19 protein-coding genes are annotated in these 24,723 nt (G+C 65.4%); 16 read left to right on the plus strand and 3 right to left on the minus strand.

Features of this window, described 5'->3' with window-relative positions; all coding sequences use genetic code 11:
* Positions 1-4: 4 nt before the first annotated feature.
* From AC50X5_RS13480 to AC50X5_RS13515, 8 genes are all read left to right on the plus strand, one after another.
* A complete protein-coding gene (locus tag AC50X5_RS13480) occupies positions 5-709 on the plus strand; it encodes a hypothetical protein (protein WP_493985323.1) in 705 nt (234 codons plus the stop codon).
* Entirely contained in the window at positions 706-5,151 is a 4,446-nt protein-coding gene (locus AC50X5_RS13485; protein ID WP_494976589.1) for a type VII secretion EssC family protein, read from the plus strand. The genes AC50X5_RS13480 and AC50X5_RS13485 overlap by 4 nt, the downstream gene beginning before the upstream one ends.
* Before the next feature lie 108 nt (positions 5,152-5,259).
* The gene (locus AC50X5_RS13490) at positions 5,260-5,859 is read left to right on the plus strand and encodes a hypothetical protein (RefSeq protein ID WP_494976590.1); all 600 of its coding nucleotides are present in this window, start codon (positions 5,260-5,262) and stop codon (positions 5,857-5,859) included.
* Positions 5,860-5,887: 28 nt separating this feature from the next.
* Complete coding sequence (gene ligA, locus AC50X5_RS13495) at positions 5,888-8,203, plus strand: NAD-dependent DNA ligase LigA (protein WP_494976591.1); 2,316 nt, start codon at positions 5,888-5,890, stop codon at positions 8,201-8,203.
* Positions 8,200-9,015 carry an inositol monophosphatase family protein gene (locus AC50X5_RS13500; RefSeq protein WP_494976592.1) on the plus strand — a complete coding sequence of 272 codons (816 nt, stop codon included), beginning with the start codon at positions 8,200-8,202 and terminating at the stop codon, positions 9,013-9,015. Before ligA ends, AC50X5_RS13500 begins: the two co-directional genes overlap by 4 nt.
* 1 nt (position 9,016) lies before the next feature.
* Complete coding sequence (locus tag AC50X5_RS13505; protein ID WP_494976593.1) at positions 9,017-10,216, plus strand: AAA family ATPase; 1,200 nt, start codon at positions 9,017-9,019, stop codon at positions 10,214-10,216.
* A gap of 138 nt (positions 10,217-10,354) precedes the next feature.
* Positions 10,355-10,858, plus strand: coding sequence for a GNAT family N-acetyltransferase (locus AC50X5_RS13510; RefSeq protein ID WP_494976594.1), 504 nt, complete (start codon positions 10,355-10,357; stop codon positions 10,856-10,858).
* Between the two features lie 46 nt (positions 10,859-10,904).
* Positions 10,905-11,288, plus strand: a complete 384-nt coding sequence (locus AC50X5_RS13515) for a RidA family protein (RefSeq protein WP_494976595.1) — start codon at positions 10,905-10,907, stop codon at positions 11,286-11,288.
* Here the strand turns inward: AC50X5_RS13515 and AC50X5_RS13520 are convergent.
* Complete coding sequence (locus AC50X5_RS13520) at positions 11,285-11,959, minus strand: response regulator (protein WP_494976596.1); 675 nt, start codon at positions 11,957-11,959, stop codon at positions 11,285-11,287. The two genes, AC50X5_RS13515 and AC50X5_RS13520, sit on opposite strands and share 4 nt — an antisense overlap.
* Complete coding sequence (locus AC50X5_RS13525; protein ID WP_494976597.1) at positions 11,952-13,688, minus strand: sensor histidine kinase; 1,737 nt, start codon at positions 13,686-13,688, stop codon at positions 11,952-11,954. Before AC50X5_RS13525 ends, AC50X5_RS13520 begins: the two co-directional genes overlap by 8 nt.
* Before the next feature lie 156 nt (positions 13,689-13,844).
* Here AC50X5_RS13525 and AC50X5_RS13530 point away from each other — a divergent pair, with 156 nt between their 5' ends.
* The 4 genes from AC50X5_RS13530 (at position 13,845) to gatB (ending at position 18,795) form a co-directional block, all read left to right on the plus strand.
* Positions 13,845-15,320: a CitMHS family transporter gene (locus AC50X5_RS13530; protein WP_494976598.1), complete on the plus strand. Its 1,476-nt coding sequence runs from the start codon at positions 13,845-13,847 to the stop codon at positions 15,318-15,320.
* Positions 15,321-15,401: 81 nt separating this feature from the next.
* Positions 15,402-15,698 (plus strand): Asp-tRNA(Asn)/Glu-tRNA(Gln) amidotransferase subunit GatC, encoded by a 297-nt coding sequence (gene gatC, locus AC50X5_RS13535; RefSeq protein WP_463937357.1) that lies wholly within the window; start codon positions 15,402-15,404, stop codon positions 15,696-15,698.
* A gap of 2 nt (positions 15,699-15,700) precedes the next feature.
* The gene (gatA, locus tag AC50X5_RS13540; protein ID WP_494976599.1) at positions 15,701-17,290 is read left to right on the plus strand and encodes an Asp-tRNA(Asn)/Glu-tRNA(Gln) amidotransferase subunit GatA; all 1,590 of its coding nucleotides are present in this window, start codon (positions 15,701-15,703) and stop codon (positions 17,288-17,290) included.
* Positions 17,287-18,795: an Asp-tRNA(Asn)/Glu-tRNA(Gln) amidotransferase subunit GatB gene (gene gatB, locus AC50X5_RS13545; RefSeq protein ID WP_493985324.1), complete on the plus strand. Its 1,509-nt coding sequence runs from the start codon at positions 17,287-17,289 to the stop codon at positions 18,793-18,795. The genes gatA and gatB overlap by 4 nt, the downstream gene beginning before the upstream one ends.
* Positions 18,796-18,860: 65 nt before the next feature.
* On the opposite strand, the gene AC50X5_RS13550 is transcribed toward gatB, so the two are convergent.
* Entirely contained in the window at positions 18,861-19,787 is a 927-nt protein-coding gene (locus AC50X5_RS13550) for a LysR family transcriptional regulator (RefSeq protein ID WP_494976600.1), read from the minus strand.
* A 113-nt stretch (positions 19,788-19,900) separates the two neighbouring features.
* Here AC50X5_RS13550 and tdh point away from each other — a divergent pair, with 113 nt between their 5' ends.
* Genes tdh through hutI form a run of 4 tightly spaced genes read left to right on the plus strand, consistent with a single transcriptional unit; the run spans position 19,901 to position 24,548 of the window.
* Positions 19,901-20,947: an L-threonine 3-dehydrogenase gene (gene tdh / locus AC50X5_RS13555; RefSeq protein WP_494976601.1), complete on the plus strand. Its 1,047-nt coding sequence runs from the start codon at positions 19,901-19,903 to the stop codon at positions 20,945-20,947.
* Positions 20,948-20,955: 8 nt separating this feature from the next.
* Positions 20,956-22,173: a glycine C-acetyltransferase gene (locus AC50X5_RS13560; protein ID WP_494976602.1), complete on the plus strand. Its 1,218-nt coding sequence runs from the start codon at positions 20,956-20,958 to the stop codon at positions 22,171-22,173.
* Positions 22,174-22,215: 42 nt separating this feature from the next.
* Positions 22,216-23,322: an NAD(P)/FAD-dependent oxidoreductase gene (locus tag AC50X5_RS13565; protein WP_494976603.1), complete on the plus strand. Its 1,107-nt coding sequence runs from the start codon at positions 22,216-22,218 to the stop codon at positions 23,320-23,322.
* 11 nt (positions 23,323-23,333) lie between these two features.
* The gene (gene hutI / locus AC50X5_RS13570; protein ID WP_494976604.1) at positions 23,334-24,548 is read left to right on the plus strand and encodes an imidazolonepropionase; all 1,215 of its coding nucleotides are present in this window, start codon (positions 23,334-23,336) and stop codon (positions 24,546-24,548) included.
* Positions 24,549-24,723 lie beyond the last annotated feature (175 nt).

The raw sequence follows: 24,723 nt of genomic DNA on the forward strand, positions 1-24,723 counted from the left end.
CGGCATGGGGGATCTAAGCCTGGATTTCTGCGGCGAATGGTACGAACCGTCCGACGAGGACATTTTCAACATTGGCCGCGAGGGGGACCTGGAAGTAGATGACAACCCGTACCTGCACCGGCAATTCCTCCAGATCGCCCGCTACGACGGCATCTGGTGGCTGAGCAACGTCGGCAGCATGCTGTCTGCGACCGTGGCCGACGCCTCGGGCGGCATGCAGGCGTGGCTGGCGCCGGGAGCCCGCATCCCGCTGGTCTTCAGCCACACCAACGTCATTTTCACTGCCGGACCTACCACCTATGAGTTTGCCGTGCACTTGCGGACCCCTTCGTTCCGCCAGCAGTCACGCGACGATGACAGCGACGGCGAAACCACTATTGGTCCGGTGGTTTTCACGGACTCGCAGAAGGCCCTGATCGTGGCACTGGCCGAGCCGATGCTGCGCCGCGAAGGCACCGGCTTCAGTGCCATTCCGTCCTCCGCGGAGGCGGCCAGGACCCTGGGCTGGGCTCTCACCCGATTCAACCGCAAGCTGGACAACGTCTGCGACAAACTGGACCGCGTGGGCGTTGTGGGCCTCCGCGGCGGAGGCGGCAAGCTCGCCACGAACCGGCGCGCGCGCCTCGTGGAACATGCCGTCACCTCGCACCTCGTCACGGCCGATGACCTGTACCTGATTGAAAAAATGAGAGGGGTCGACGAAGGGTGAGGATCCGACTCACGCTCCGCCGCGAACCGGCCGAAGCAAAGAACCTGGCAGTAACAGTGGACGGCCTGGCCACGGTTGCCGACATCGCCGTCCAGTTGTGGGCCGCCGATCCCGACCGCAAGGGCACACCACCGCCGGAAGGCCTGTCCCTGCGCATCGATGAAGCCTTCGTTGCAGGTGGTATGCGCGGCCTGGTCCTGGAGCGCAGCGACAACCTCCTCGAATCCGGGCTGCGGCCGGGGTCGGTTGTGTCCCTCACCCAGGTGAGCGAGCAGTTCAACGTTCCCGGGGCCAGCCGGGGGCCGGCCGCGGCGACCTTACGGGTGCTGTCCGGTCCCGACGTCGGGCAGGAATTCTCCCTGCCGTCCGGTACCAGTTACATCGGCCGGGACCACGACGTCGACATCCGGCTTTCGGACCCGATGACCTCCAAACGCCATGCGCGGATCACGGTGGGGGAGACGGTGGAAATCGTGGACACGAATTCCGCCAACGGCCTGCTGATGGACGGGCTGCCGGTCACCCGGGCCACACTGAATTCCTCGGACACCGTGACCCTGGGCGACACCACCGTCACAGTAGTGGCGCTGTCCCGGAACCAGGCGGCAGCTCCGACGTCGCCGTTGGTAGATTTCAACCGTTCGCCACGGGTGGTTCCGCGGTTCGACCCCATCAAAAAGATGCTGCCCGCCGGACCGAAGCGGCAGGACCACCACCCGTTCCCGTACATCATGCTGGTCGCCCCGCTGTTGATGGGTGCAGTCATTTTCGCCATCACCAGGAACGTGCTGTCAGTGGTGTTCATGGGCATGATGCCGCTGTTCATCATTGGCCACTATGTGGACCACAAGATGCAGAACAAGCGGGAGCGCAAGGAACAGGTCAAGCATTTCCGCGAATCCATGGCTGCCTTCCGTGAGGACATCACGGAGCTCCAGCAGGTGGAGCGTGCAGTGCGGCTCCAGGAAGCGCCATCGGTAGCCGACACCGTTGACTCGATCTACAAGCTGGGCCCGTTGCTCTGGACCCATCGTCCTGAACATTCCGGGTTCCTGGGCCTGCGCTTCGGGCTGGGAACCAGCCCCTCCAGGATCAACTTCGAGGAAGCCAATTCCAGCGACACCGAAGTCGAATTCACCCGCGAGATCCAGGCCTGCATCCGGCAGTTCCAGGACATCGAAGGTGTTCCGGTCGTCTCCCAGCTCCGCTCAGCCGGGTCCTTCGGCATTGCCGGGTCCCGTGGGCTGGTGGACGATGTCGCTCGTGGCATGGTGCTGCAGCTGGCAGGGCTGCATTCCCCGGCCGAAGTCGCAATCACTGCCATCACCTCCGCCCAGTCCCGCGAACGCTGGGACTGGCTGCAGTGGCTCCCCCACGTCGGCTCGGGCCACAGCCCGTTGGCCGGTGACCACCTGGCCGCGGGCTCCGCGGGCGGCTCTTCACTGCTGGCCCGCCTAGAGGACCTGGTCGCGTCCCGCGAAGCGTCGGCGCAGGGGCCCCGTCCGCTTCCGCGGCCGGCGATCGGCCAGGAGAGCGTTCCTGTTCCGGGACCCGTCCTTCCTGTGGTGCTGGTGATTGTCGAGGACGATGCGCCGGTGGACCGCGGCCGGCTGACCCGGCTGGTGGAACGGGGCCCGGACTCCGGCGTCCACGTGATGTGGGTTGCCGCCGATATCCAGTCCCTGCCTGCAGCGTGCCGCGACTTTATGGCCGTTGACGGCGATCACGGCACCACGACGGGCCAGGTCCGCCTGGGCCGGCACACCTACCCGGTCAGCTGCGAGAGCGTTGACGCCGAACTGGCTGGACAGCTGGCGCGCATGCTGGCGCCGGTAGTCGACGTCGGCAAGCCCCTTTCGGATGATTCTGACCTTCCCCGGGCGGTGTCCTACGCGACGCTGATCGGCAAGGACTTTATGGACAACCCGCACGCGGTGGCGGACCGGTGGAAAGAAAACAACTCGGTCCACGCGTTCGCGGTACCGAACCGGAAAGACAACGGAACACTCCGTGCCCTGGTTGGTTCCAAAGGCGTTGAGCCCTTGTACCTTGACCTGAAGAACGAGGGCCCACACGCCCTGGTGGGCGGCACCACGGGTGCGGGCAAATCCGAATTCCTGCAGTCCTGGGTGATGGGCATGGCCGCGGCCTACAGTCCGGACCGGGTCAGTTTCCTGTTTGTGGACTACAAGGGCGGTGCCGCCTTCGCCGACTGCCTGCACCTGCCCCACACCGTGGGCCTGGTAACCGACCTCAGCCCGCACCTGGTCCGCCGTGCACTGACCTCGCTTCGCGCCGAACTGCACTACCGCGAACACCTGCTCAACCGGAAAAAGGCCAAGGACCTGCTCGGGCTCCAGCGGGAAGCCGACCCGGAGGCTCCGCCATACCTGATCATCATCGTGGACGAATTCGCCGCGCTGTCCACCGAAGTGCCCGAGTTCGTTGACGGTGTGGTGGACGTTGCCGCCCGTGGGCGTTCGCTGGGCCTGCACCTGATCCTGGCCACGCAGCGGCCTGCCGGCGTGATCAAGGAGAGCCTGCGCGCCAACACCAACCTTCGCGTTGCCTTGCGGATGGCTGATGAGGACGACGCCAGCGACATCCTGGGCGTCCCCGACGCCGCCTACTTTGACCCCTCCATTCCCGGCCGTGGTGCCGCGAAAACCGGCCCCGGCCGGATCCAGGGATTCCAGACCGGCTACGCAGGCGGCTGGACCACGGAGAAGCCGCAACGCCCGCAGATCGACATTGTGGAGATGGCGTTTGGCTCCGGACCCAGCTGGCAGGAACCAGCCCCGGAGAAGCCTGCTAAGGAAGAGCCCGCCGGCCCCAACGACATCTCCCGGATGACGTCCAACATTGTCCGTGCCGCGGAAGTCCTGGCCATCAACCCGCCGCGCAAGCCGTGGTTGAACGAGCTGGCCGTGACCTACGATTTCTCCAAACTGCCCAACCCGCGTACCGATGAGCGGCTGCTGCTGGGCGTCGCTGACGATCCTGCCCACCAGGACCAGCCCACGGTGTTTTATGAGCCCGACCGGGACGGCAACATGGCCATCTACGGCACGGGCGGATCAGGCAAGTCAGCAGCCCTTCGCGGGATCGCCATCGCGGCCGCCGTGACCCCGCGCGGCGGGCCGGTGTACGTTTATGGCATCGACTGCGGCTCCTCCGGGCTGAAGATGCTTGACGGGCTGCCGCACGTTGGTGAAATCATCAACGGCGACGACGTCGAACGCGTGGGCAGGCTGCTGCGCTGGCTGCGTGACATTGCCGATGACCGGTCCGCGCGTTTTGCCGAGGTCCGGGCCTCCACCATCGTCGAATACCGCAAGCTGGCGAACATGCCGGACGAAAAGCGCATCTTCATCCTGGTGGACGGAATGTCCGCCTTCCGGGAGGCTTACGAATACAGCCGGCTGTCCGCGTTGTGGGATATCTTCCTGCAGCTGGCAACCGACGGCCGGCCCCTGGGTATCCACCTTGTAGTATCCGGTGACCGCACCAACTCCGTTCCGGCGTCGTTGCTGGCTTCCATCCAGCGCAGGCTGGTGCTGCGTCTGTCCTCTGAGGACGATTACATCTCCATGGACATCCCCAGGGATGTGTTGAGCCCGGCCTCACCGCCAGGACGTGGCATGCTGGGCGGCTTCGAAGTACAGCTTGCCGTCCTGGGCGGCAACTCCAACCTGGCGCTGCAGGCCCGCGAGGTCAACAGGCTCAGCGAGGCGATGCTGCGCCAGGGCGTCGAGCCTGCCCCCAAGATCCAGCGTCTTCCGGAGCAGGTGGACCTGGACATCCTGCCCACCGGCAGCACCGACCTGCCCGTCATCGGAGTCGACGACGAGACGCTGCAGCCGGCGGAGATCCTGGCCAAGGGCACTCTGCTGCTTGCCGGTCCTCCAGGCGCCGGGCGCACGGTGGCCCTGGTGACCATGGCCTACGCGATGCGCCGGTCCAACCCCGACACCGAGCTGGTCTACATTGGTTCCCGGCGCTCAGCCGTGGCGTCGCTGCGGCTCTGGAGCCGGTCTATCGTGGGCGCAGAGGACCTTGAGGCAACCGTGGAAGAGCTGATGGAACACTCGGTGGCCAATCCGGGCCAGCTGGCTTTCTTCATCGAAGGCCTCACCGAGTTCACTGATACCGGAGCGGAGTCGGGGCTGGAACAGCTCGTCTCGGCCTCGATCAAGGCAGACCAGTGGGTGGTAGGCGAATCCGAGACCTCCACCTGGTCTTCAGCCTGGTCCCTGTCCCAGCCGTTCAAGTCCGGCCGGCGCGGCCTGCTCATCAACCCTGGGGACATCGAAGGAGACAGCCTGCTCAACACCTCGCTGGGCAGGATCAGCACCGACTTCATTCCGGGCCGCGGCTACATCGTGGGCCGCGGAAAGGTCCGGAAACTGCAGATCGCCCTGCCTCCGGAAAACCGCTCATGATCCCTTGCCGGAGCCAGGTCCATTTGCTCCCTCGCCACAAGGTGTAGCAGACTACACCAAAATCATGTCAGCTGCGGAGGGGGGCCGCACGACGTCGAAAAGGTCTCCATGAAAACTCCTTTCGTCATCCGGAGAGCAGCCATGTCCGGGTTGGCCGCCGTCGTCCTTGCCCTGTCGACGGGTGCGGTGGCAGCGGCTCCGGCAGTGGCCTTTGAATTCTGCATTGGGCCCTGTCCGCCTGATGACAAGAAGAATCCTCCCCACGACCCGCCAGGTAAATCAAAACCCCTTGACCCCCAGCCCGGGCCTTCCGCAGAGCCGCCCGCGCCGCCACCGGCCCCCGCACCAGCACCGGCTCCGCCACCGGCGCCGGTACCGGCGCCCGCACCAGTCCTGCCGCCGGCCCCCGAACCCGCTCCGTCAACGGAAGCGGCCGTGGCCTCCCCGGAGCCGACAGTTGAAGAGACGGCGACTCCTTCTCCCGCGCCGACTGCCTGGACACCTTCATCAGGGCCCAGCACGGAATCAAACTGGAACAAGCCGATCAAGAGGTCGGCTGAGCCAAGCAATGAGGCAGCGTTGGTTTCCTTCGACGCGCCGGGTCACGGACTCGGCGGTCTGATAGCCATCATGGGCGGCGTCTTCCTGGTGGGAGTTGCCGGCTTGGCCTTCGCCTGGTGGGCGCGGAGCCGGTTCTCCAGCCACTAATGTCGGGCCCTTAAGGCAAGATAGGTCTGTGAGCACAGCACCAGGAACGTCCCCAGCAGCCGCAGCAGCCTCCGGATCCGAAGTGGTTCCGGCCGGGTCGCTGCGGGAGGAATACGAGAACGTGGCGGACCTGGTCCGTAAGTACCGATTTGCGTACTACCAGGAGGACACCCCGCTCGTCTCAGACGCGGAGTTTGACGCCCTCTTCCGCCGCCTTGAGGAACTTGAGGCGCTGCACCCGGAGCTGGTGTCCAATGATTCCCCCACCCAGGAGGTGGGCGGCGAAGTTTCGGCTGCTTTTGCCGCCGTGGAGCATCTCCAGCGCATGTACAGCCTGGAGGACGTCTTCTCGCTCGAGGAACTCGAAGCCTGGATGGTCAAGGCGCAGGCCGGAATCGAGCGGGTGGGCGGCGTCCAGGGTGCCTGGCTGACCGAGCTCAAGATCGACGGCCTTGCCGTCAACCTTCTTTACCGGGACGGGAAACTGGTCAGGGCCGCCACCCGCGGTGACGGCACCACCGGCGAAGACGTCACCCATAATGTGCTGACCATCAAGGAAATCCCGCAGCAGCTCAAAGGCAGCGGCTTTCCTGCCGAGATGGAAGTCCGGGGTGAGGTCTTCATTCCGTCCCGGGCGTTCGCGGAATTTAACGAGGCATTGATCGCCGAGGGCAAGGCGCCGCTGGCCAATCCGAGGAACGCCGCCGCCGGCTCCCTGCGGCAGAAGGATCCGGCCGAAACCGCCAAGCGCCCGCTGCGGATGTTTGTGCACGGCATTGGTGTCCGCGACGGCCTTCCAACTGCCAGCCAGTCCGAAACCTATGACCGGTTGGCCGAATGGGGTTTGCCCGTCAGCCCGTACTCGCAGGTCCTGGGCGGGCTGGAGGACGTCCTCAAGTTCATCGCCGAATACGGCGACAAACGCCACAGCCTGCTGCACGAGATCGACGGCATCGTTGTCAAGGTCGATGACTTCGCCACCCAGCGTGCACTGGGCTACACCTCGCGGGTTCCCCGGTGGGCCGTTGCCTACAAGTACCCGCCGGAAGAAGTACACACCAAGCTGCTGGACATTGCAGTCAACGTCGGCCGCACAGGCCGGGTCACTCCCTACGGGGTGATGGTGCCGGTAAAGGTTGCCGGGTCCACCGTGGAAATGGCCACCCTCCACAACCAGGAGGTAGTCAAAGCCAAAGGCGTTAAAATCGGCGACGTCGTGGTACTCCGCAAGGCCGGAGACGTCATCCCGGAAATCGTGGGACCGGTCCTTGCCTTGCGCGATCAGCAGGACCCGCCCGTGCGCGACTTCGTGATGCCAACGGCATGCCCGTCCTGTGGCACGCCACTGGCACCTGCCAAGGAAGCCGACGTCGACATCCGCTGCCCTAACGCACGGTCCTGCCCGGCGCAGCTGCGTGAGCGGGTTTTCCACCTTGCCGGCCGCGGCGCCTTCGACATCGAGGCGCTTGGCTGGGAAGCTGCCATCGCGCTGACCTCCGGTCCCGGCCCTGATCCGGCCACTATCGGCGGCTACCCTAAGCCGGAGGGCCCGGGGCCGCTGGAAAACGAGGCCCGGATCTTCGACCTCGCTGCGGACGCACCGGACCCGGAACTGCGGGACAGCCTGGCGGACGTTAATGTCTGGCGCGAGAAGCGGGCCAAGGGCATAGGCACGGGGGAGTGGGAGCTGGTTCCCTACTTCTGGACCAAGCCCACGGCCAAAGCCCCTTCAAAGCCGACGGCATCCACCGAGAAGCTGTTCGCCGAAGTGCAGAAGGCCAAGACCCAGCCGTTGTGGCGGGTGCTCGTCGCGCTGTCCATCCGCCATGTGGGACCGCGGGCCTCGCGGGCGCTGGCCATCCGCTTCGGCACCATGGATGCCATCCGCAGCGCCTCCGAAGAGGAACTTGCCGGCGTCGACGGGGTTGGTCCCACCATCGCCGCAGCCCTGGTGGAATGGTTTGCCGAGGACTGGCACCGCGAAATTGTTGATCGCTGGGCGGAAGCCGGAGTGCGCATGGCTGACGAGCAGGACGAATCGACGCCGCGCACCCTTGAAGGGCTGACCATCGTGGTCACCGGCACGCTGCCCAACTTCAGCCGCGACGAAGCCAAGGAGGCCATCCTGACGCGCGGGGGCAAGGCGTCGGGCTCCGTTTCGAAAAAGACCGACTACCTGGTGGCCGGTGAAAGTGCCGGCACCAAGCTGGACAAGGCCGAGCAGCTGGGGGTGCCTGTCCTGGACGAGGACGGCTTCCGGAAGCTGTTGACGGAAGGCCCCGCACCTACAGAACCTTCCGCCGAAGAAGCAACCGAAACCGACGACGACGGAGCAACCGAATGAGCGAACCTACCCCTGAGTCGCTGCTTGCCGTAGCCCGGGACGCTGCCCGGGCTGGAGCCCTGGTCCTGGCCGGCCGCAGCACGGCAGGACTGGAACCCACCAACAAGGGGGAAGCCGGTGACTGGGTTACAGATTTCGATATGGCCGCGGAGAATGCCGTGCGGGGAGTCATTACCGGAAAGCGCCCGGCGGACGCCATCACCGGCGAGGAACACGGCACCACCCAACCGGAGAATCCCAGCGGCTACCGCTGGTCCATCGACCCGCTGGACGGGACCACCAATTTCATCCGCAACATCGTCTACTACGCCACCTCGGTTGCCGTAGCAGATGCCGACGGCACGTGGCTGGCTGGAGTGGTGGATGCGCCCGCACTGGGCAGGGTCTACTACGCCTCCCGCGGCGGCGGGTCCTGGCTTGAAGAAGGCGGCATCCGGACGCAGCTCACCGGGCCGCAGCCCGGCAGGAAGGGCCAAATCCTGGCCACCGGTTTCAGCTATGACCCTGCTGTGCGGAGCGAACAGGCGGCACTGCTGGGCGGCCTGATGGACGGTTTCGCGGACGTGCGGCGTCTGGGCTCCGCGGCGCTGGATCTCTGCATGGTGGCTGACGGGACCCACGATGCCTACGGCGAGCGCGGACTCAATGAGCACGACTTTGCGGCCGGAGCGCTGATAGCCGAGGAGGCTGGGTGCTGGGTTCGCCGGCCTCGCCTCACCAGCCCCCTGGACGGGGGACCGGACCACGGCCACCGGTTGGCGGCCTGGACCTGTGCGGCCACACTGGAGTTGTCCGGCAAGTTCCCGCTCTGACATGATCCGGACCCTGGCCATAGCCAACTACCGTTCGATCCGTGACCTGTCCTTGGAACTGCACGGGCTAGACGTGGTGACCGGGGCCAACGGGAGCGGAAAATCCTCGCTGTACCGGGCGCTGCGCCTGCTGGCCGAGTGCGCCGCCGGCAACATCGTCGGCTCGCTGGCCAGGGATGGCGGGCTGGAATCGACGTTGTGGGCAGGGCCGGAGACCATCAGCGACGCCATGCGGCGCGGCGACGTTCCGGTCCAGGGCACAGTGCGGCGGGAGCCCATCAACCTCAAATTAGGGTACTCCGGGGATGCTTTCGGATACCTGGTGGACCTCGGTATTCCCGTGCCCAGCGGGGCAGGCTTTGACGAAGTAACCGGCAAGCCCAGGCCTTCCGCCTTTGCCCGTGACCCCGAGATCAAGCGGGAGCAGATTTTCTCCGGGCCCGTTGCCCGCCCCGGAGCCCTGCTGGTGGACCGCAGGGGCGGGCACGCCAGGCTCCGGGGACAGGACGGCGAATGGACGGAATTGTCCAGGCGCCTGGATACCTTCCAAAGCATGCTCACCGAAGTATCCGACCAGGACAAGGCACCCGAAGTCGCGCGGGTTCGGGACTCCGTGCGGTCCTGGCGCTTCTACGACCACTTCAGGACGGATGCTGAAGCTCCGGCGCGGCAGGCACAGACCGGTACCCGCACCCTGGTGCTGCACCACAGCGGCAGAGACCTCGCCGCCGCCCTGCAGACCCTGCGGGAGGTGGGCTTCGAACGGAAGCTGGACTCCGCCGTCGGGCACGCCTTTCCTGGCAGCCGGCTGGAAATTGCCGTGCAGGACGGCCGGTTCAGTGTGGAACTGCACCAGCCGGGCATGCTGCGCCCCATGAAGGCGGCGGAGCTTTCGGACGGAACATTGCGCTTCCTGCTGCTCACTGCGGCGCTGCTGACCCCGCGGCCGCCCGAGCTCATGGTGCTCAATGAACCTGAGACAAGCCTCCACGTTGACCTGATGCCGGCTCTTGCCCGGCTGATCGTCGAGGCCAGCGCCAACAGCCAGATGATCGTGGTGACCCATTCAACGGCACTTCTCCGGGAACTCCGCCTGAGCGGAGCAGCCCACGAACATGAGCTGTACAAGGACGTGGGCGAGACCAAAATAAGAGGTTTGGGATCTCTTGAGAAACCGCAGTGGAGTTGGCCGAAACGCTGAGCCGTGGCGGACGCAGACGCCGCCGCCCTGGGGCTGAAGCGGTCCAGGACCGGCGAATCAACCGGTGAAGATGATAGTTCGGTCACGGAAAGTGCTTGTTTCGCCGGTTCGCGGCCCCGGCGCGACTACCATTGATAGGTGCATCCGCAGATCATTGTCCGTCCAGCCGTTCCTTCCGATTTCGAGGCCGTAGCCCGAATAACCCGCGACTCCTACCTTGCCGCCGGATACTTTGAGGACGCTGACCACCCGTACATGCGCCAGGTCCAGGACGTTGCAGCCCGCGCCGCGGAGGCTACCGTCTGGGTGGCGGAACGAACCGGCCAGGTTGTTGGCTCGGTAACGCTGGCTCTGGCGGGCGAACCCTACGCTGATATTGCGCTGGCGGACGAACTCGAATTCCGGATGCTGGTGGTGGACCCGGCGGTGCAGCGGAGCGGCGCCGGCAAGGCCATGGTGGAAGCCATCATTGACCATGCGAAGTCCCTGGCCGGGGTGAAGGCCGTGGCTCTGACTACCGGGATGAGCTGGGAAAGCGCCAGGGGGCTCTACAACAAGACCGGGTTCGGCCGGGCTCCGGAACGTGACTGGTTTGTTCCGGACACCGACATAAAGCTGCTGGTTTACCGCCGGGAGGTCTAGCGCGCCTAGGGTAGTGCCGACTCATTCAGCACTGAAAGGCACCAGCATGCGAAAGACATTCGGCACCGGCTCCGTGTGGGAACAGACCCTTGGCTACTCACGCGCCGTCCAGGTGGACAATACTCTTTACATTTCCGCCACGGCAGCCAGCGGTGACGATGGAATTGTTGGCGACGACTTCTACACCCAGACCCGGTTCATCCTGCAGAAGCTGGACGCTGTCCTCGCCGATGCCGGCTTCAGCTTCAGCGATGTCGTGCAGTCCAAGCTGTACCTGACGGACATCAGCCAGTGGGAAGAAGCGGGCCGTGCGCACGGCGAGGTCTTTGGTGAGATCCGTCCCACGCTGTCCGTGGTCCACGTGCTGCCCTTCCTGGATCCGAAGATGCTGGTGGAAATCGAGTTGGTGGCCCAGAAGTCCGCCAGCTAGGACCCCTCCTGCCGGGCCGGAACGCCGTAGCGGTGTTCCGGCCGGCCGGTGGTTCCGTAGCGCAGCTGAATTTCGACGGCGCCGTCATCAGCCAGCGAGGACAGGTACCGTTGGGCTGTGGCACGGGAGACGCCAACCCGCGCCGCCACCTCCGCCGCTGAGTACTGTTCGCCGGGCAGCAGAGATTCCAGCACGGCCGCTTCCGTGGCGGACCGGGGCTTGGCTGACGGCGTCACGTCTCCGGGTATGAGGGCCCGTTTTGCCCGTTCCACGGTTTCCTGGTCCAGCGACCCTGCCTGGTTGAGGATCCGCCGGTACCGGGCATAGGAGCGCAGCTGTTGGGACAGGGATTCCCCGGTAAACGGTTTGAGCAGGTAGCCCAGTGCGCCGCGGCGGAAGGCGATCCGCAGTGAAGCCCCGTCCGAGGCTGCGCTGAGCATGATGGTGTCCACATCCAGCTGGTGCAGCAGGTCCAGTCCCGAGGCATCCGGAAGGTAGACGTCCAGCAACACCAGGTCGGGCCGCAGCGAGTGGATGGCCTGCAGCGCCAGCGACGCGCTACCCACCGGCGCCAGGGCCATAAAACCTGCAACCGAGTCCACGTAGGTGGCGTGGAGCTTGGCCACGTGGAAGTCGTCATCCACGATCAACACCCTGAAGTCCTCAGGCATTGCGATCCTCTCCCTTGAAGCCGTTGGTTTGAGCCCCGTTATTCAGCCTGGTGACTCCCGGCAGCGTGGCCATGAACACGGCGCCGGGCCCGCCGGGTTTCCCCGGTTCCAGGACCCGGACGTCCCCGCCGCGGCGCCGGGACAGCGAGCGGGCCAGAGCCAGCCCCAGGCCCTGGCCGCCGGCGGCACGCACCGGGCCTGCCGCCGTCGTAAACCCTTCGGCAAAAACCTGCTCGGGATCGGCTCTCAGCGTGGCGCCCAGCCCATCACCGGAATCGGCGACGACGATGTACAGCACTCCGCCTGCAGCGCCGCCCTCACCGGGTTCGTCCAGCAGCTCCACCTCCACCCACCGGTCTGTGGCGGAACCGGCGACGGCGGCGTTGACCGCATTGTCCAGCAGGTTCCCCAGCACAGTAGTGACGTCCTGCGGCTCGCTGACCTGGCCCCGGACCAGGGTCTCCGGGCCGATCCGGAGCGTAACCCCCCGCTCGTGGGCCTCAACGCCCTTGGCCCCGACGAATGCCTGCAGGTACGGATCCTGGAGCAGTTCTGCCTGGTCAACAGGAAACTTCAAAGGGCCCGTAGCAGCCAGCCGGGCCAGATACTCGCGTGCCTGGCGGTGCTGTCCAATGCTGAGGAAGCCGGCAATGCTGTGCAGCTGGTTGGCGAACTCGTGGCGTTGGGCGCGAAGCGCTGTGGACATGGTGCCGACTGCGTCCAGCTGCCGGGTCAGCTGCTGCAGTTCCGTCCTGTCCCGCAGCATGAGTACCCAGCCCAGGTCCTCGCTCCCGTGGAGGGCCTTGCGGGCACTGGCCACAATCACCTGGCCCCCTGCCACCAGTTCCAGGGCATCTGCTTCGCCGGCCTCGGGCCGCGTCAGCGACTTCAGGATCTCCGGGACCGGCGCGTCCGCCCACTGGGTTCCGGCGAGGTCGGGCAATGCCAGCAGGCGCTGCGCGGCGGCGTTGAAGACGCTGACCCGGCCGTCCGACGAAACACCGATCACGCCGTCGTCCACACCCTGCAACACCGCCACCTGGTCGTGGACCAGGGTGCTGATTTCCTCTGGTTCCAGGCCGAGCGTGAGGCGTTGCAGCCGGCGCCGCAGCAGGAAAGAAGCCAGCACGCCGGCCAGCAGGGCGGCCAGGGCGGTGAAGGCCACCGGGCCGATGTCCCGGGCCAGGCTCTGGCCCACGGTCTCCATCGAGTATCCAACGCTCACCTCACCCACCACCGTCTCAGATTCCGGCGCGTACACCGGCACCTTAGCGCCGGCGGAAGGCCCCAGAGTCCCGATATTCCGGGTGGTCACTTCCCTTCCGGCGAGGGCCTCGGCGGGGTCTGTGCTGACCTGCTCGCCCAGCCTCCCTGCGTCAGGATGTGCCAGCCGCAGCCCGGTCTCGTCTGTCAGGACCACAAAAAGCGCCCCCGTCCTGGCACGGGCACCCTCGGCAACGGCCATCAGCGGTCCCGCGGCCAGTTCCGCTGCCGGGGGAGTGCCGGGTTGGCTGCTGATGGCGGCAACATCAGCCCTGACCCGCGGGTCTGAAGCCACGGTCCTGGCCAGGGTAAGCGCTTGGTTCTCAGCCTCGCGGCCGGCACGGTCATAGCTCAGCCAGGCGTGGACAGCTGCGCTAAGCAGCACCACCAGCAACACCACGCCGAGTTGCAGGAGCAGGGTCTGGGTGGAGAACCGCAGGGGCTGCCGGGTTGCGGAACTCCTCATGGTCCTCCTTCGCCAGCCGTGAGCACAATGAGCAAAATGCTCCCAATAAGCAGTATGCCAATCAATTGAGCCAAACGCCCAGCCGTGATGCCCGCCACCCTACAGTCTGTAGCACGCGTCACACTGTAGTGTCGCCGTTCATAGAAGGAGCCGGCCGTGCTGGTATTACTTGGATTCGCCATGATCGCGGTATTCATGGTGCTGATCATGACGAAAAAGTTGACGCCAGTGTTGGCATTGATCATCGTCCCCACCGTTTTTGGCCTGTTCGCGGGGGCCGGGCTTGGCCTCGGCGACATGGTCATGGAGTCGATGAAGTCCATGACTTCCACCGCGGCCCTGCTGATGTTCGCCATCATCTACTTTGGCCTGATGATCGACGTCGGGTTGTTTGATCCGCTGGTGAAGTTCATCCTGCGCAAACTGGGCAACGACCCCGCCAAAGTAGTGCTGGGAACCGCACTCCTCGCCGCCGCCGTTTCCCTGGACGGGGATGGCTCCACTACCTTCATCCTCACCACCGCAGCCATGCTGCCCATCTACCTCCGCCTGAAAATGAGCCCGGTGGTCCTGACCTGCGTGGCCGGCCTGGCCAACGGAACCATGAACATCGTGCCGTGGGGCGGTCCCACTGCCCGGGCCGCCACCGCCCTGGAAATCGACGTCAATGACGTCTTCGTTCCGATGATCCCGTCCCTCATCGGAGGCATCGCAGTCGTCCTCGCATTCGCCTGGCTGCTCGGCCTGCAGGAGCGCAACCGCCTCCGCGCCACCATGCCGGAAATCTGGGGTGTGCCGTCCACGGCAGGGCCTTTCACGGGGGAAACGTCCGACGGCGGTGCTTCCGCAGCAGGAGCCGGCAGCGGCACCGGGAGCAATACCTCGCCTGCCCGTGGAGCCGGAGGCCCCGCCACAGGCGGTTCCGTTGCTGTCCTGGATCGCACGGAAACGCTCGTTGACGAGAACGACACCGCGATGGCTGACACCGCCCTGGATCCCAACCGGAAGACCCTTCGTCCCAAGCTGCGGTGGTTCAACCTCGGCCTCACCGTAGCCGTCATGGCAATGCTTATCGCAGATCTCGTACCCCTGCCCTACGTCTTCATGGTGGGTTCCGCGATTGCGCTTTTGGTCAACTTCCCGAGCGTGAAGGAGCAAGCGGAGCAGTTGATTGCGCACGCACCGTCGGTAGTGGCAGTGGTCAGCATGGTTCTGGCGGCCGCCGTCCTGACCGGCGTCCTCACCGGCACCGGAATGGTGGAAGCGATGTCCGCCTGGCTGGTCCACATCATCCCGTCCAGCATGGGCCCGTTCCTTGCCGTGATCACCGGTGTGCTCAGTATCCCCATGACGTTCTTTATGAGCAACGACGCCTTCTACTTCGGCGTCCTGCCGGTGCTGAGCGAAACGGCCGGCCATTACGGAATCAGCGCTGCCGAGATGGCCCGCGCATCCATCACCGGCCAGCCCTTCCACATGCAGAGCCCGCTGGTCCCGGCAATCCTGCTCCTGGTGTCCCTGGCCAAGGTTGACCTTGGTGATCACCACAAGAAGGTGCTGTGGCGCAGCGCCGTGGTGTCCCTCGTGATGCTGGGAATCGGCATGCTGACCGGAGCCATCGGCGTCGGCTGAGCGGCTGCCGCACAGCACGTCGGTACCGGCCGGACGCACTAGACTGGATCGGAAACCAATTCGAACGTGCAGGGGAGATCCATGGCTGCGATCAACCGTGAGGATGTTGCGCATCTGGCGCGGCTTGCTCACATCGAGATGAGTGCTGAAGAGCTGGACAGGATGGCGGGTGAACTCGCCGTCATCGTCGAGTCCATCAAGTCAGTGAGTGAGGCTGCCGGCGACGACGTCCCGGCAACGTCGCACCCCATCCCGTTGACTAACGTGTTCCGCGAAGACGTTGTGGGCCACACCTTCACCGCTGAGCAGTCGCTCTCCGGCGCACCGGACGCGGCGGAAAACCGCTTCAAGGTACCGGCAATCCTGGATGAGGCGTAACCATGACTGAACTGAACACCCAGGACGCGGCCGCGCTGATCCGTTCCTCCGCCGCCACCCTTGCCGGCAAGCTGGCTGCCGGCGACGTCTCCGCCGTCGAAGTGACGCAGGCACACCTAAACCGCATTGCCGCCGTCGACGTTGGGGACCGCGGTGTCAACGCCTTCCTGCACGTGAACACGGAAGAAGCGCTCGCCGTTGCCGCGGAGGTTGACTCCATCCGTGCCGCAGGCGGCGCTGAAGCCGACGAGCTGCATGCGCTGGCCGGCGTTCCCATTGCGGTCAAGGACCTGATTGTCACTGTCGGCCAGCCCACGACGGCGGGCTCGAAGATCCTCGAGGGCTGGCACAGCCCGTACGACGCCACGGTGGTCAGGCGCCTCCGTGCTGCCCGGATGCCCATCCTCGGCAAAACCAACCTGGACGAATTCGCCATGGGTTCCTCCACGGAACACTCGGCGTACGGACCCACCCGCAACCCCTGGGACCTGGACCGGATCCCGGGCGGTTCCGGCGGTGGTTCCGCTGCCGCCGTCGCCGCGTTCGAAGCTCCGCTGGCCCTGGGTACGGATACGGGCGGTTCCATCCGCCAGCCCGGAGCGGTTACCGGCACGGTGGGCGTCAAGCCCACCTACGGCAGCGTTTCGCGCTACGGCGCCATCGCCATGGCGTCCTCACTGGACCAGATCGGTCCTGTTTCGCGTACTGTCCTGGACTCGGCTTTGCTGCACCAGGTGATCGGCGGGCACGATCCTTTCGACTCCACCTCGCTGCCGGACCCGCTGGGAGATCTTGTGGCCGCCGCGAGCATCGGCAACGTCGAGGGACTGCGGATCGGCATCATCAAGGAACTGCACGGCGAGGGCTACCAGGCCGGCGTCGAAAACCGCTTCAAGGAGTCGCTGGAGCTCCTCAAGGGCGCCGGCGCGGAGATCGTCGAGGTTTCCTGCCCCAACTTCCAGTATGCGCTGGGCGCCTACTACCTGATTATGCCGTCGGAAGCGTCGTCCAACCTGGCAAAGTACGACGGCGTCCGGTTCGGGATGCGGGTCCTGCCCCAGGATGCGCCACTGACTATTGAGCGCGTCATGGGCACCACCCGCGCCGCCGGTTTCGGCGACGAGGTCAAGCGCCGCATCATCCTGGGCACCTACGCCCTCAGCGCCGGCTACTACGATGCCTACTACGGTTCCGCGCAGAAGGTCCGGACCCTGGTGCAGCGCGACTTCGAGGCCGCCTTCGCCAAGGCTGATGTGCTGATTTCCCCCACGGCGCCCACCACGGCGTTCAAGCTGGGCGAGAAGCTGGATGACCCCCTGGCCATGTACCTCAACGACGTCGCCACCATCCCGGCCAACCTGGCCGGCGTTCCCGGACTTTCCCTCCCCGGTGGCCTGGCCGACGAGGACGGACTGCCTGTAGGCATCCAGTTGCTGGCCCCGGCCCGCCAGGACGCCCGCCTCTACCGGGTAGGTGCTGTCCTTGAATCCCTGCTTGAAGCCAAATGGGGAGGCCCGCTGCTGGACCGGGCCCCGGACCTTGCAGCCGAACTAACGGTCCCCGCTGCTGCCACCCACGGAGGTTCACACTGATGACTGACGCAATCCTGAGCTTCGAAGAGGCCATGGCCAAGTACGACCCCGTGCTGGGCTTTGAAGTCCATGTGGAGCTGAACACCAAGACCAAGATGTTCTCCTCCGCGCCGAACGTCTTCGGCGACGAGCCCAACACCAACGTCAACGAAGTGGACCTGGGCCTGCCCGGTGTCCTTCCAGTGGTGAACAAGACGGCCATCGAGTCCTCTATCAAAATCGGCCTGGCGCTGAACTGCAAGATCGCCGAAAGTTGCCGCTTCGCCCGGAAAAACTACTTCTACCCGGACACCCCAAAGAACTTCCAGACGTCCCAGTACGACGAACCGATTGCCTACGACGGCTACCTGGACATCGAACTCTCCGACGGCACCGTCTTCCGCGTGGAAATCGAACGGGCCCACATGGAGGAGGACGCCGGAAAGCTGACCCACATGGGCGGGGCGGCCGGCCGCATCCAGGGCGCCGACTATTCACTGGTGGACTACAACCGTTCAGGTGTGCCCCTGGTGGAAATTGTCACCAAGCCCATCGAAGGAGCCGGGTCCCGAGCCCCGGAACTTGCCAAAGCCTACGTGGCGGCCGTCCGGGAAATCGTGAAGAACCTGGGGGTTTCCGACGCCAGGATGGAGCGCGGCAACGTTCGTTGCGACGCCAACGTATCCCTTCGTCCGCACGGCCGGGAACGGTTCGGCATCCGGTCCGAAACCAAGAACGTCAACTCCCTGCGCGCCGTCGAACATGCCGTCCGTTATGAAATCCAGCGCCACGCCGCCGTCCTGGATGCCGGCGAGCCGGTTGTCCAGGAAACCAGGCACTGGCACGAGGACACCCGGACCACCACGTCCGGCCGTCCCAAGTCCGACGCCGACGACTACCGCTACTTTCCGGAGCCGGACCTGGTGCCGGTCGTGGCTTCGCGCGAATGGGTTGAAGAACTCCGCGCCACGCTTCCCGAGCCGCCGGCTGAGCGCCGTAAGCGCCTGCAGGCAGACTGGGGCTATTCGGACCTGGAGTTCCGCGATGTGGTGAACGCCGGCGTCATGGACGAGATCGAGGAGACAATTGCTGCCGGAGCTTCGGCCACCGTGGCACGCAAGTGGTGGATGGGTGAGATCGTCGGTCGTGCCAAGGCAGCTGACGTTGATCCCGGCCAGTTGGGCGTCCAGCCTGCCACGATCGTGGAACTGAGCAAGCTGGTGGAGGCCGGCAGCATCAATAACAAGATGGCCGTCGAGGTCCTGGATGCCGTCCTGGCCGGTGAGGGCACGCCGGCCGAAATCATCGACAAGCGCGGCCTCGCTGTCGTCTCGGATGACGGACCCCTTCTCGAGGCAATCGATACCGTCCTGGCTGCCCAGCCGGACGTGGCGGACAAGATCCGCGGCGGCAAGGTGCAGGCTGTCGGCGCGATCGTGGGCGGCGTGATGAAGGCTACCCGCGGGCAAGCGGACGCCGGCCGCGTTCGAGAGCTGATTCTGGAGAAGCTGGGCGTCACCGTCTAACACCCAAAGCCAGGTAGCTCGCACTTAACGCTCTCAAAGCAGTCTTTGACGACGTTAAGTGCGAGCTACCTGCGCTTAACGGGCGCCACGGCCAGTTCGGTCATGACCGCCCGCAACCCGTCGCAGACCGTCAGGACGGACTGGCGCTTCAGCGTCTCCGGCCGGGACAGCACGTCGATCTTCCGCAGCGCGTTCACCCCGGTCAACGGCCGCAGCACAACGCCCGCGTCGAGCACCCGGCGCGAGGTGAAACGGGGGAGCAGGCCTATAGCGCCGCCGTCGGACACCAGTGCCGCGACTGTGGAGTAGTCGTTGATCCTGTGCAGCACTTTCGCGGGCCGCCCGCTGACGGCAACGACGGCGGCCAGCACGTCAGCGGGCGAGTAACCCGGGCGGCTGGTCACCCAGGGCTCCGCGACGACGTCATCAGGCGTCAGGATGGAGCGGTCCAACAGCGCGTGTCCGGCCGGGAGCGCAACGTCGAGTGGTTCGTCGGCCAGCGGGATCACGGTCACTTTTTCTTCCGGCCAGGGCGGGCTGTTGTCCAGCCGGTGGGCCAGCACCAGGTCGTAGCGGGCGGTCAGTCCGGGGAAATCCTCCTGTGCAACGTCCTCGTCGGCCAGGCGCAGTTCCGGGGTGGTCCCGTGCGCTCCAAGCACGCCAAGAAGCGGCGCGAAAAGTGCCTGCCCCGCACTGTGGAAGGCGCTGATGGAGACCGGCATTCCCGGGGATTCGTGATACGCGCCGATTGCTGCCCGCGCATCTGCCATGGCATTTACGACGGCGGCACCCGCCTCGGCGAGCACTCGCCCGGCATCAGTGAGGACCAGTACCCTGCCTTCCTTGCGGGTGAGGGGAACGTCCACTGAGCGCTGCAGGAGCGCCAACTGCTGCGAAACGGCCGACGGCGTGACCATCAGGGTTTCGGCTACAGCCTTGACGCTGCCCAGGTCACCGAGTTCGCGAAGCATCTGAAGCTGGGAAATTTCCATTAGCGAATACTAAACCGTTGCTTCAGTAAATATCGTTTGTGCTTAACCCTGCAGGGGGATTCAATGGTCTCACCACGGCAGCAGAGCGGCTGCCCCCTGCACGTTAGGAACCCATGAAGGCTCTCTACAAGTCCGGCCCGCATGCCGGCTTCGAACTCGTTGACCGTCCCGAACCCGAAACAGGGGCAGGCGACGTCAAGATCCGGGTTATGACCACCGGCATTTGCGGCACCGACCTGCACATCCAGTCGTGGGATGCCTGGGCGCAAGGCATCATCGAAGCTCCGTTGATCGCCGGCCACGAATTTTACGGCGAAGTGGTGGAGGCAGGTGCGGACGTCCGCGACGTCAAAGTGGGCGACCGGGTATCCGGGGAGGGCCATATTGTCTGCGGGATCTGCCGGAACTGCCGGGCAGGGCGGCGCCAGATGTGTATCCATACGGTATCAGTGGGCGTGCAGCGTGACGGAGCCTTCGCCGAGTTCGTGGTGATACCGGAGACCAACGTCTGGGTCCACCAGGATGCTTCAGTCACCCCCGAACTCGGCGCCATCTTCGATCCCTTCGGCAATGCTGTCCATACTGCGCTGAGTTTCCCCCTGGTGGGCGAGGACGTGCTCATCACCGGGGCCGGGCCCATCGGGCTGATGGCTATCGCCGTAGCCCGCCACGCCGGAGCACGGAAGATCGCCATCACCGACGTCTCCGCACCCCGCCTGCAGCTGGCCCGCAGTCTCGGAGCCGATCTTGCCATCGACGTTTCCACCACGAGGGTCAACGAAGCGCAGCAGTCGCTGGGCATGCGTGAGGGTTTTGACATCGGTCTGGAAATGTCCGGCCACCCCACGGCGCTGCCTGAGATGATCGACAATATGAACCACGGGGGACGCATCGCCATGCTGGGCCTGCCCAGCCAGTCCATAGACATCGACTGGGGCAAGGTGGTCACCCACATGCTGACCCTCAAGGGAATCTACGGCCGGGAAATGTTCGAGACCTGGTATGCCATGAGCGCCATGCTGTCCTCCAACCCCGCCCTGCACGCCACGATCTCGGCAGTGGTGACGGACAAGCTTTCCGCCACGGAATGGGAACGGGGCTTTGACATCGCCCGCGCCGGCACCGGCGGCAAAGTTGTCCTCGACTGGACCGAACTCTAAGGAGCACCATGTACACGTCACTGAAGGACGAGCTCGAGGAAGAGTTGGCCGGCCTGCGCACTGCCGGCCTGTTCAAGACTGAGCGCCACATTGATTCACCCCAGGCCGGCCACATCAGTGCCGGACAGCTCGGCGCCCCGGCCCGTCCGGTCCTTAACTTCTGCGCCAACAACTATCTGGGCCTGGCCGACCACCCGGAGATCATCGCGGCGGCCAAGAAAGCCCTGGACTCGCGTGGATTCGGGATGGCCTCGGTCCGCTTCATCTGTGGAACCCAGGACCTGCACCTGGCACTCGAAGCAAGGGTCTCCCGTTTCCTGGGCACCGAAGACACCATCCTTTTTTCAAGCTGCTTCGACGCCAACGGGGGAGTCTTCGAATCACTCTTCGGCCCGGGGGACGCCATCATTTCCGATGCCCTGAACCATGCCTCGATTATCGACGGCATCCGGCTCTGCAAGGCCAGCCGCTACCGCTACGCCAACCGGGACATGGCCGAGCTTGAGGCACGGCTGATCGAGGCAACTACCGGGGTCAACCCGGCCCGCCGCACGATCATTGTCACGGACGGCGTTTTCTCCATGGACGGCTACCTGGCCCCGCTGGAAGCGATCTGTGACCTCGCTGACAAGTATGGCGCCCTGGTCATGGTGGACGACTCGCACGCCGTAGGCTTTATGGGCTCCACCGGCGCCGGCACTCCTGAACACGCGGGAGTCTCCGATCGGGTGGACATCTACACCGGCACGTTCGGCAAAGCCCTGGGCGGAGCGTCGGGCGGCTACGTCTCGGGCCGCAGCGCCATCGTGGCCATGCTGCGCCAGAAGGCCCGGCCGTACCTGTTCTCCAACTCATTGGCCCCCTCGATCGTCGCGGCGACCCTGACGGCCCTGGACATGGTGGAGAACTCGGGAGAGTTGCGCAGCCGCCTCTTCGAGAACGCGGCCCTCTTCCGCAGCAGGATGATTGAGGAAGGTTTTGAGCTGCTTGAGGGTGAGCACGCCATCATCCCGGTGATGTTCGGCGACGCCGTCATGGCGGCCAGGGTGGCGGACCGCATGCTGGATGACGGCGTCTTCGTCACCGCCTTCAGCTATCCCGTGGTCCCGAAGGATGCCGCCCGCATCCGCGTCCAGTTGTCCGCCGCCCACAGCCCGGAAGACGTGGAGCGCTGCGTCCGGGCATTCGTGGCGAGCCGTGCGGCTATTGCCGGCCAGGGCAGCTAGAAAGTACGACGGCGACGGGCCCTGTTCTGCGAGGATGTTGCCATGGCGGCGAATTATGACGTGGTAATCGTTGGCGGCGGCATTGCCGGACTCTCCCTTGCTTCGGCCCTGGCGGGGGAGTGTTCTGTTGCCGTGGTGGAGGCCGAACAGGAGCTGGCCTACCACTCGTCCTCCCGCTCCGCCCGCCAGCTCATCCCCAGCTACGGTCCGGACATCGTGCAGGAGCTCACCCTCCGGACCCTGGAGCTGATGGCAGCACGGGACGCCGAGCTGAAATCCGGCCACGTGTTGTCGCCGCGTGGATTTATGCTGATCGGTTCGGTGGCAGACGTAGCGGCCAAAGCCAGCGGCCAGATGGAACCCATCAGCCACCCGGCTGCCATGGCACTCTGCCCGGTCCTGCGTCCGGAATGGTTCGAAGCCGCCGGCTTCGACTCGGGTTCGTTCGCCTGTAACGCACCCCTCCTCATCGAGGATCATCGGCAGCGCGCCATGGCCGCCGGAGCTGACATCATCACCGGCGCCCCGGTACATTCTGCACAGCCTCTCGGCAGCGGTTGGCAGATCGGGGCCGGGCAGGAAGCACTTCATGCCGGAGTGATGGTCAATGCTGCCGGAGCGTGGGCTGACGAACTGGCTGTTATCAGTGGTGTGGAGCGGCTGGGCCTGCAGCCGTACCGGCGCACCGCGGCCATCGTCGACGTCGAAAATCCCCTGGCTCCGGCCTCACCGATGGTTGCCGCGGCGGATGACACTTTCTACTTCCGGCCGGAGGACGGCGGTGTGCTGATCTCCCCGTCGGAGTCCCAGCCCAGCGGTCCGGAGGATGCCCGGCCGCGGGCGGCGGACGTCGACGGCGTGGTGAACAGGCTTAACCAGGCAACCACGTTGGGGATCACGGGTGTTCGCCGCGCCTGGACCGGCCTGCGTACCTCGCCTGCAGATGGGATACCGGTGGTGGGCTTCGACGCCGAGGCACGCGGCTTTTTCTGGTTGGCCGGCCAAGGGGGCTACGGTTTCCAGACGTCCTCGGCGATCGCCGAATTCGCGGCAAACCTAATCCTCGGCCGCGGTGCCGGTGGGGGTGCGCGTCCGGAATCCCGGACGGCACAACTGCTGGGTCCGGCCCGGTTGTCGATCCGACGCTGAAGAATGTCCCTATGAGCACTCTGATCAACAACATCGGCGAATTGATGACCCAGGATGCCGACGGCCGCATCCTCCACAACGCAGCGGTGGTGTTTGAGGGCGAACGCATTTCCTGGATCGGTTCCGCAGCCACTGCCCCGCCGGCGGACGAGGCCGTGGACGCCGGCGGCCGGGCCGTCCTGCCGGGGTGGGTGGACTCCCACACGCACCTGGTGTTCGCCGGCGACCGCACCGCCGAATTCACCGCCAGGATGGCCGGAGAGGAATACACCGCAGGAGGCATTGCGGTGACCACGGGCGCCACCCGGGCCACTTCCGACTTCGATCTGACCCGCCTGCTGCTGGGCCGCGTGGCGGAAGCAGCCTCGCTGGGCACCACCTACATCGAAACCAAGACCGGCTATGGGCTGGACGTCGAGCACGAGGCCAGGAGTGCCCGGATCGCATCCACCGTGGTCGACGAGGTGACGTTCCTGGGCGCCCATCTCGTTCCTAAGGGTATCTCCGCCGAGGACTATGTTGACCTGGTCTGCGGTCCCATGCTGCAGGCCGTCCGGCCCTACGTTTCCTGGGCCGATGTCTTCTGCGAAACCGGAGCTTTCGACGCCGAGCAGTCCCGGCGGGTCCTTGAGGCCTGCAAGGCTGCCGGACTTGGCCTGCGTGTGCATGGCAACCAGCTGGGCGAGGGACCGGGTGTCCAGCTGGCCGTCGAGTTCGCCGCTGCCAGCGTGGACCACGTCAACTACCTGTCAGACGCCGATTTCGACGCCCTCGCCGGCAGCTGGTCAGGGGGCAGCCGCGGGACAGTAGCAACATGCCTCCCGGCCTGTGACCTGTCCACCCGCCAGCCGTTGGCTCCCGCCCGCCGTCTCCTCGATTCCGGTGTTCCGGTGGCACTGGCCTCCAACTGCAACCCGGGCACTTCCTACACCAGTTCCATGGCCTACTGCGTCACCACGGCGGTGCTGCAGATGGGCCTGTCGGTAGCGGAAGCAGTGCGCGCTGCCACGTACGGTGGCGCGCTGGCCCTGCACCGGGAAACGGGTGAGGACGTTGATGGTGCACGCGCAGTGGGTTCGTTGGCCGTGGGACACCGGGCGGACCTGCAGATGCTTAACGCACCGTCAGCCACGCATCTTGCCTACCGGCCGGGGATGCCACTGACTTACGCGGTCTGGCGCGCCGGCGCCCGTACGCCCCTGCACGCCGGCCAGTCCAGGCGCTGAGCTGCTGCCGGGCCTGCCCGGTGCCATTTTCGTTCCCCCGGTTGCCGTCACTTCGGCGTCCGCAGCTGACTGCTGCCCATTTCTGAAATGTTCGCCATGATTCTTGTTAGATAGTTCTTGCTCGTTTACTGTTTGTATCAGTCAGAATACGTCATCGACGTTTCATTCTGACGTC

This window comes from Pseudarthrobacter sp. MDT1-40-2 (assembly GCF_059383595.1).